The organism is Stenotrophomonas sp. Sm6012 (genome assembly GCF_030985895.1).
Taxonomy (GTDB): Bacteria; Pseudomonadota; Gammaproteobacteria; order Xanthomonadales; family Xanthomonadaceae; genus Stenotrophomonas; species Stenotrophomonas forensis.
In genome coordinates this window covers 1-7,567 of record NZ_JAPTFX010000186.1, presented here as the reverse complement: position 1 = coordinate 7,567, position 7,567 = coordinate 1, and the positions used below count along the sequence as shown (strand labels likewise).

At 66.3% G+C, this 7,567-nt stretch carries 8 protein-coding genes; 4 read left to right on the top strand and 4 right to left on the bottom strand.

Annotated features, from left to right (window positions below):
• Nucleotides 1–80 precede the first annotated feature (80 nt).
• Complete coding sequence (pstS, locus tag O0J73_RS20575) at nt 81–1,097, bottom strand: phosphate ABC transporter substrate-binding protein PstS (protein ID WP_008267138.1); 1,017 nt, start codon at nt 1,095–1,097, stop codon at nt 81–83.
• A gap of 497 nt (nt 1,098–1,594) precedes the next feature.
• Here pstS and O0J73_RS20570 point away from each other — a divergent pair, with 497 nt between their 5' ends.
• Nucleotides 1,595–2,827 (top strand): porin, encoded by a 1,233-nt coding sequence (locus O0J73_RS20570; protein ID WP_308309516.1) that lies wholly within the window; start codon nt 1,595–1,597, stop codon nt 2,825–2,827.
• Nucleotides 2,828–2,906: 79 nt separating this feature from the next.
• Here O0J73_RS20570 and nth read toward each other — a convergent pair whose 3' ends face one another.
• From nth to O0J73_RS20555, 3 genes are read right to left on the bottom strand one after another with little or no spacing between them, the layout of a single operon-like run.
• Nucleotides 2,907–3,599 carry an endonuclease III gene (gene nth / locus O0J73_RS20565; protein ID WP_053512053.1) on the bottom strand — a complete coding sequence of 231 codons (693 nt, stop codon included), beginning with the start codon at nt 3,597–3,599 and terminating at the stop codon, nt 2,907–2,909.
• Nucleotides 3,599–3,952, bottom strand: a complete 354-nt coding sequence (locus O0J73_RS20560; protein WP_308309514.1) for a hypothetical protein — start codon at nt 3,950–3,952, stop codon at nt 3,599–3,601. The genes nth and O0J73_RS20560 overlap by 1 nt, the downstream gene beginning before the upstream one ends.
• Nucleotides 3,953–3,956: 4 nt before the next feature.
• Nucleotides 3,957–4,739 carry an enoyl-CoA hydratase-related protein gene (locus tag O0J73_RS20555; RefSeq protein ID WP_197564115.1) on the bottom strand — a complete coding sequence of 261 codons (783 nt, stop codon included), beginning with the start codon at nt 4,737–4,739 and terminating at the stop codon, nt 3,957–3,959.
• A 167-nt stretch (nt 4,740–4,906) separates the two neighbouring features.
• Here O0J73_RS20555 and O0J73_RS20550 point away from each other — a divergent pair, with 167 nt between their 5' ends.
• The 3 genes from O0J73_RS20550 to O0J73_RS20540 all read left to right on the top strand — a co-directional run bounded on the left by O0J73_RS20550 (nt 4,907) and on the right by O0J73_RS20540 (nt 7,421).
• Nucleotides 4,907–5,608: an FKBP-type peptidyl-prolyl cis-trans isomerase N-terminal domain-containing protein gene (locus O0J73_RS20550; protein WP_005408797.1), complete on the top strand. Its 702-nt coding sequence runs from the start codon at nt 4,907–4,909 to the stop codon at nt 5,606–5,608.
• A 101-nt stretch (nt 5,609–5,709) separates the two neighbouring features.
• Nucleotides 5,710–6,522, top strand: a complete 813-nt coding sequence (locus O0J73_RS20545; RefSeq protein WP_053512056.1) for a CoA pyrophosphatase — start codon at nt 5,710–5,712, stop codon at nt 6,520–6,522.
• Nucleotides 6,519–7,421, top strand: a complete 903-nt coding sequence (locus O0J73_RS20540; protein ID WP_308309513.1) for a sulfurtransferase — start codon at nt 6,519–6,521, stop codon at nt 7,419–7,421. The genes O0J73_RS20545 and O0J73_RS20540 overlap by 4 nt, the downstream gene beginning before the upstream one ends.
• The last annotated feature ends 146 nt before the right edge of the window (nt 7,422–7,567 follow it).

Below are 7,567 nucleotides of genomic sequence, written 5' to 3'. Positions count from 1 at the left end.
CTCGAGGATCTCGCGCCCGGGTGGGATCGGCGGGGGAGAGAGGACCCGCCGATCCCGTTCCTGCGGGGGAACGCGCTTGCTTACTTCAGGTTCTGCGACCAGTAGGTCTCGATCTGGCGGACCAGGCTGTCCGGCAGCGGCACGTAGTCCAGCTGGCGGGCCTGGGCGTCGCCGCTCTTGTAGACCCAGCGGAAGAATTCCTGGGTGGCCTTGCCGTTGGCAGCGTTCTTCGGCTTCTTGTGCACCAGGATGAAGTTGGTGGCGGTGATCGGCCAGGACTCGGCGCCCGGGGCGTTGGTCATCACCAGGTAGAAGTCCTTGGCGCTGGCCCAGTCGGCGCTGGCGGCGGCGGCGGCGAACGAGGCGTCGCTCGGCTGCACGAACTTGCCGGCGGCATTCTTCATCGCGGTGTACGACAGCTTGTTCTGCAGCGCGTAGGACAGTTCGACGTAGCCGATGCCGCCCTTGATCTGCTTCACGTAGGCAGCAACGCCTTCGTTGCCCTTGCCACCGATGCCGGCCGGCCACTGCACCGAGGTGCCTTCACCGACCGAGCTCTTCCACTCCGGGCTGACCTTGGACAGGTAGTTGACGAAGTTGAAGGTGGTGCCCGAACCGTCCGAACGGTGCACGACGGTGATCTTGGCGCTCGGCAGGGTCAGGCCCGGGTTCAGCGCGGCGATGGCCGGGTCGTTCCAGGTCTTGATCTTGCCCAGGAAGATGTTGGCCAGCACGGTGCCGTCCAGCTTCAGCGCGCCCGGAGCGATGCCGGCCACGTTGACCACCGGCACCACGCCGCCGATCACCGACGGGAACTGCGCCAGGCCCGAAGCAGCCAGTTCTTCCGGCTTCAGCGGGGCGTCGGACGAGCCGAAATCAACGGTCTTGGCCTTGATCTGGGCGATACCACCGCCGGAGCCGATCGACTGGTAGTTGACCTTGTTGCTGGTGGCGGCGTTGTAGTCGGCCGACCACTTCGACATCACCGGGTAGATGAACGAGGCGCCCGCGCCGGTGATTTCAGCGGCGTTGGCGGCAAACACGGACGACGCTGCGAAGACGGCAACGGCAACGCGCGACTTGAAGGCGTGGATCACGGGGTGGCTCCTGGGTTGATTGGGATGCGGGGTTACCCGCCCGGTGCACATTCCATAACGGTTCGATGACAGCGCAGGGACCGTTGTATGACGCAACCGTTACAGCACTGCCCGGCGCCTGTGCAGCAGAGGCGTGAAGGAACGACGCACCTGTTTGACTCCTTCCTGTATGTCGCTGATGGCCTGCGCGGTGCACGCAGGCTCCTGGCATTCCGCAGCGATTCGGGGTTCTCCGTGCCGGACCGGCGCGGCAGGTGGGCACTGCGCGGCGGGCGGCCTGCGCGTCGACCCCGATACATCACGCCATATGCCGCAAGGGATCGACAAGGATGGCGCGGCTAATGCGTCGTACGGATGACCGCGCGAAGAAACCTGTGTTTGGTGCGCAGTTTGTCATTCGACTGTCATGGTTTTAACGGAATGTTCGCAAAACGCTTGACCGGCCTGCCGGCGTGGCGTTCTGCCCAAGCCATTCCAACCCTCTGGAGAAATCCAAAATGCGTTCCCATTTGCTCGCCGCCGCGGTCGTTGCAAGCCTCGGTCTGGTTTCCGCCGACGCCTTCGCAGCTCCCGCCAGCACGGGCGTTTCCCAGGCACAGCTGCAGCAGCTGCAGGCGCAGATCGCTGCTCTGCAGGCTCAGGTCCAGCAGCTGCAGAGCGACTCGCAGGCGCTGCAGGCGCAGTCCGACGCGCAGTCCGAAGTGAACATCACCCAGGCCCAGGCCCTGGAAGGTGCACAGAAGACCCAGACCAGCGTCGACAAGCTGGCCAAGCTGGTCAATGACAACAAGATCGGCGGTCGCATGTTCTTCGACCTGACCAACATCGACAAGACCAGCAACGGCAAGGACACCGCCGCCAGCGGCACCGGTCTGGACGTCAAGCGCTTCTACCTGACCGTCGACCACAAGTTCAACGACATCTGGTCGGCCAACCTGACCACCGACTTCCAGTACAGCTCGGCCATCGGCAATACCGAACTGTTCGTCAAGAAGGCCTACGTGCAGGGCAGCTTCGACCCGGCCTTCAACCTGCGCGTCGGTGCTGCCGACATGCCGTGGATCCCGTACGTCGAGAAGTTCTACGGCATGCGTTATGTCGAGAACACCCTGACCGATCGCCTGAAGTACGGCAACTCGTCCGACTGGGGCCTGCATGGCTTCGGCAACCTGGGCAACAACTTCAACTACGCCCTGTCGGTCGTGTCCGGCGCCGGTTACAAGAACCCGACCCGCAGCAAGGGCATGGACGTGGAAGGCCGCGTGGCCTACACCCCGAACGAGAACTTCGTGGTCGCCGTCGGTGGCTACAGCGGCAAGCTGGGCAAGGAAACCGACATCCAGAGCGCCGAGAACACCTACACCCGCGCCAACGCGATGGTGGCCTACGCCGACAGCAACTTCCGCGTCGGTGGTGAGTACTTCCAGGCCAAGAACCTCAACAACGTGCTGACCGTTGCCACCGACAAGACCAGCGGCTGGTCGGTGTGGGGCAGCGTGCGCGTGACCGACGGCGGCATCAACGTGTTCGGTCGTTACGATGACACCGACGTCAGCAAGACCCTGGACCCGACCCTGAGCGACAAGTACTGGAACGTCGGCGTCGAGTTCCCGGTCATGAAGAACCTCAAGCTGTCGACCGTGTACAAGTACACGCACCTGGCCAACGCCAGCGACAAGAAGAACGACAAGACCAAGGAATTCGGTGTCTGGGGCGACCTGTCGTTCTGATCACCTGAACTACAGCGTCTGAAAGCGAGACGGCGGGCCTGGTGCCCGCCGTCTTTGTTTCGTCACAACACGGTCCACGTCACGCTTCGGCCGTGGTCTTGTCCTTGAAACGGCACAGGTCGGCGATCACGCAGCCCGGGCAATCCGGCTTGCGCGCCTTGCACACATAGCGGCCATGCAGGATCAGCCAGTGATGCGCGTCGAGCAGGAACTCGGCCGGAATCGCCTTCACCAGTTTGTCTTCCACCTCGCGCACGTTCTTGCCGGGGGCCAGCCCGGTGCGGTTGGCCACGCGGAAGATGTGCGTATCCACCGCCATCACCGGCTCGCCGAACGCCGTGTTGAGCACCACGTTGGCGGTCTTGCGGCCGACGCCGGGCAGCGCTTCCAGCGCGTCGCGGTCACGCGGTACTTCGCCGCCATGCTTCTCCAGCAGGATCGCGCAGGTGGCGATCACGTTCTTCGCCTTGGCATTGAACAGGCCGATGGTGGCGATGTACTGCTTCAGGCCGTCCTCGCCCAGCGCGAGGATCTTCGCCGGCGTGTTGGCCACCGGGAACAGGCGGCGCGTGGCCTTGTTGACGCCGACGTCGGTGGCCTGTGCCGACAGCGCCACCGCCACCAGCAGTTCGAACGGCGAGCTGTATTCCAGTTCGGTCTTCGGGTGCGGATTGAGTTCGCGCAGGCGGGTGAACATTTCCACCACGTCGGCACGCGGCATCACGCCGCCACGGCGCGCCGCTGCGCGCGCGGTCTTCTTCACCGTGGCCATTACTGCTCCTTGCCGCTGGCGCGGGCCTTGGCCCGGGCGAGGATGGCCGCCGCTGCCGCGGGCAGGGCCGGTTTCACGTCCGGCGCCGGGGCCGGCGTCCGGCGTGCGTCGCGTTCGGCCTCCCGGCGTGCCAGCCGCACCGCGCGGGCGCGGTAGCGCTCGCGCGCGGCCCACGCGGCGTGCAGCTGCTGCTGGGCCTGCTGCAGGCGCTGCGGCAACTCGGGGTGGCCGGGCAGCAACTGTTCGTCGCCGGCACGGGCGACATAGTCCATCAGCCCGGCCTGCAGGGCGCCATCGAGATCGTCTGCCTGGACCCGGGCGAACAGCTGCGTGGGGTTGGGTCGGGATGCCATGGCGTCAGCGGTTCTGGAAGGCCGGCGGGCGGCGCTGCAGGAAGGCGCTGGTGCCTTCGCGCATGTCCTCGGTGGCGAACAGCAGGCCGAACTGCGCGCTTTCGTACTCCAGCCCCGCTTCCAGGCTGCACTCGCCGCCCACGTGCACCGCATCGAGCAGGCCACGCAGCGCCAGCGGCGCCGAACGTGCCAGCTGGCGGGCCACGTCCTGCACGCGGTTGTCCAGCGCGTCGGCGGGGACCACCTCGTTGACGATGCCCAGTTCCAGCGCACGTGCCGCGTTGATCGGTGCACCCAGCAGGCACAGCTCCAGGGTGGCGGCACGCCCGCACAGGCGCAGCAGGCGCTGGCTGCCGCCGAAGCCCGGGATCAGGCCGAGGTTGATTTCCGGTTGGCCGACTTTGGCGGTATCGGCGGCGATGCGCAGGTGGCAGGCCATCGCCAGTTCCAGGCCGCCGCCCAACGCAAAACCATTCACGCGCGCGATGACCGGCTTGGGCATGCGCTCGATCTGGCGCATCAGGGCCTGGCCGAGCAGCGAGAAATCACGACCCTGAACGGCGCTGAGTGTGTTCATCTCGGCGATGTCGGCGCCGGCCACGAAGGCCTTGGGGCCGGCGCCGGTCAGTACCACCACGCGCACCTCCGGGTCGGCAGCGGCGGCGCTGAACGCCTCGGCCAGGGCCTGCAGGGTCGCGGCATTGAGGGCGTTGAGCTTGTCCGGGCGCTGGACGGTCACGGTGCGGATGGCGCCGTCGTCGGCGACAGCGATCAGGGCATCGGCCACGGGGAAACTCCTGGAACGTTAAAAAAAAGTGAGATTGAACTCCGCGAACGCAGACGGGTCATAGCCTGCATCGTGAGTAGCGGTTACACGTTGCGCCCGTTATCCTAACCCGTCGCCTCAGGGCGGCGCAGAACGTCCCTGAGTTACCACCCCTGGAGAACTGTTTGATGAAGTTGCGTTCTATCGCGGTCGCCGTCGCGGCCCTGGCCCTGACGGGCAATGCCTTCGCCCAGGACGTTTCGTCCGAAAAGGGCAAGCTGAGCTACTACTTCGGTTACGACTACGGCAACAACCTGGCGGAGCTGACCGGTCGCGGTGAGCAGCTGGACATCAACTCGGTGGTGAAGGGCTTGCAGGACGCCTACGCCAAGAAGCAGCCGGCGATCACCGCCGAGCAGCTGAAGCCGGCCGTTGAAGCGTTCCAGAAGCGCGAGCAGGGCCGTGCCCAGGCCGCCAAGGCCGAGTACGAAAAGGCCGCTGCCGAAAACAAGACCAAGAGCGATCAGTTCATCGCGGCGAACAAGGCCAAGGCCGGCGTGCAGTCCCTGCCGAGCGGCGTCCAGTACCGCGTGATCGAAGCCGGCAAGGGTGCCAAGCCGACCCAGGCCAGCACCGTGCAGCTGGAAGTGGCCGGTCCGTTCCCGTACGGCCAGCGCCCGACCGAAGCCCGCCCGGCCCAGCAGATTCCGTCGATCAAGGTCAGCGAAGTCGAAATGAAGGCCATGCGCGAGACCCTGCTGCAGATGCCGGCAGGCTCGAAGTGGGAAGTCACCCTGCCGCCGGACCAGGCCTACGGTGCCGACCCGCGCACCCCGTTCCCGCCGAACGTGGCTGTGCAGTTCGAGATCAAGCTGGTCAGCGTCAAGTAAATCGAAGCCGTAAACGAAACGCGCCCGGGGTGCCCCCGGCGCGTTTTTGTTTGCGCAGTGCCTGGCGCGCAAATCCAGCCCATTCGCGCTACTGTTGCAGGGTGCAAACAACGGAAGAATCGGCGCGTGTTGTCGCAAGTCCCTGCATCGGAGTGTGCACGCTGGATCCGGACCGGCGGTGCGCCGGCTGCGGGCGGCATCTCGATGAGATCGCGCGGTGGTCGTCGATGAGCAACGAGGAACGCAGCCGCATCCTGCATCGCGTGCAACCGCTGCGCGAACAGCTCCAGCAATCATTGCGCGGCTCACTGGCCGACCACGAACGCCTGATGCGCGCGCTGCATCCGCTGGCCGTGCCGCCGCTTGGCGACGGCTGGAACCGCAGTGAACTGATCGACCTGTTGCCGCCGGGACCTCCGGTGGAAGCGGCGGTGCTGGCCGGCATCGTGCCGCGCGCCAACGGTGCGCAGGTGATCCTCACCCGCCGTACCGAAACCCTGCGTACCCATGGCGGCCAGGTCGGGTTCCCCGGCGGTCGCACCGAACCGGACGACCGCGATGCACTGGCCGCTGCGCTGCGTGAGAGCCAGGAAGAAATCGCGCTGGCGCCCGGCCAGGTGCAGGCGCTGGGCTATCTGGATCCCTTCGTGACGATCACCGGTTACCGCGTCACGCCGGTGGTGGCGGTGGTCGATCCGGACTTCGTGCCGGTGCCACAACCCAGCGAAGTGGCCGAGGTGTTCGAGGTGCCGCTGGATTACCTGATGGCCGCCGACAACCTGCGCCAGGTCGAAATCAATCATCGCGGCCGCATCCGCCACGTCCTCGAATACGGCTGGCCGGGCCAGCGCATCTGGGGCGCGACCGCGGCCATCCTCTACAACCTGCGTCGCCGCCTGGAGCAAGTGCAATGAAGCTGATCGATCCGCCGTGGACCACCCTGGTCGATGTCGCCACCCTGGCCGCTGCACTGGGTGAGGGCGTGCGCGTGGTGGACGCGCGTGCAACCGCCAGCACGGCGGTGCGCGTGGTCGATGCGCGGTCATCGCTGGCCGACCCGCAGGCCGGTGGCGGCCAGTACCTTGCAGGGCACATACCGGGTGCGGTCTACGCCGATCTCAATCGCGACCTGTCCGACCTGTCGCGCGTCGGCCATGGCCGCCATCCGCTGCCGGAGAGCGACGCCTTCGCCGCGAAGCTGGGCCAATGGGGCATCGGCCCGGACACCCAGGTCGTGGTTTACGACGGCAGCGACGGCAGCATGGCCGCCGCGCGCCTCTGGTGGCTGCTGCGCCTGATTGGTCACAGCAAGGTCGCCGTGCTCGACGGCGGAATCGCCGCCTGGCAGGCTGCCGGCCATCCGCTGGCGACCGGGCAGGAGGTGGTAACGGCGCTGCCGGCCTATCCGGGACGTTTCGATACCACCCAGATCGCCAATGCCGATGAAATCTCTGCGCGGTTGAAGCACGCGCCGGGTTGGCTGGTCGATGCCCGTGCGGGCGAACGTTTCCGTGGCGAAGTGGAGCCGCTGGACCCGGTCGCCGGCCACGTGCCGGGTGCGGTCAACCGTCCGTTCGCCTTGAATGTCCTCGACGGCCGCCTGCGCGATGCACAGGAACTGCGCGCCGAACTGCAGGGCGTGATCGGCAACCGAGATCCGCAACAGGTGGTGCTGATGTGTGGCTCCGGCGTCACCGCCTGCCACCTGCTGCTGGCGATGGAATCGGCCGGGTTGTCCGGCGCACGCATCTATGCCGATTCCTGGAGTGGTTGGGTCAGCGACAGCAGCCGCCCGGTGGCGACCGGCGCCTGAGTAATCCGGGCCAGGAGCAGTCGAGCACGGCTCGACTCTACAAGAGCCCATTCCGAACGATTCGACGTTCATCCACGCATGGCGTGGATCTACCGTGTCGACCAAGGTCGACACCTACCAACAGCCGCCGGAATCTGTCAGAGGTG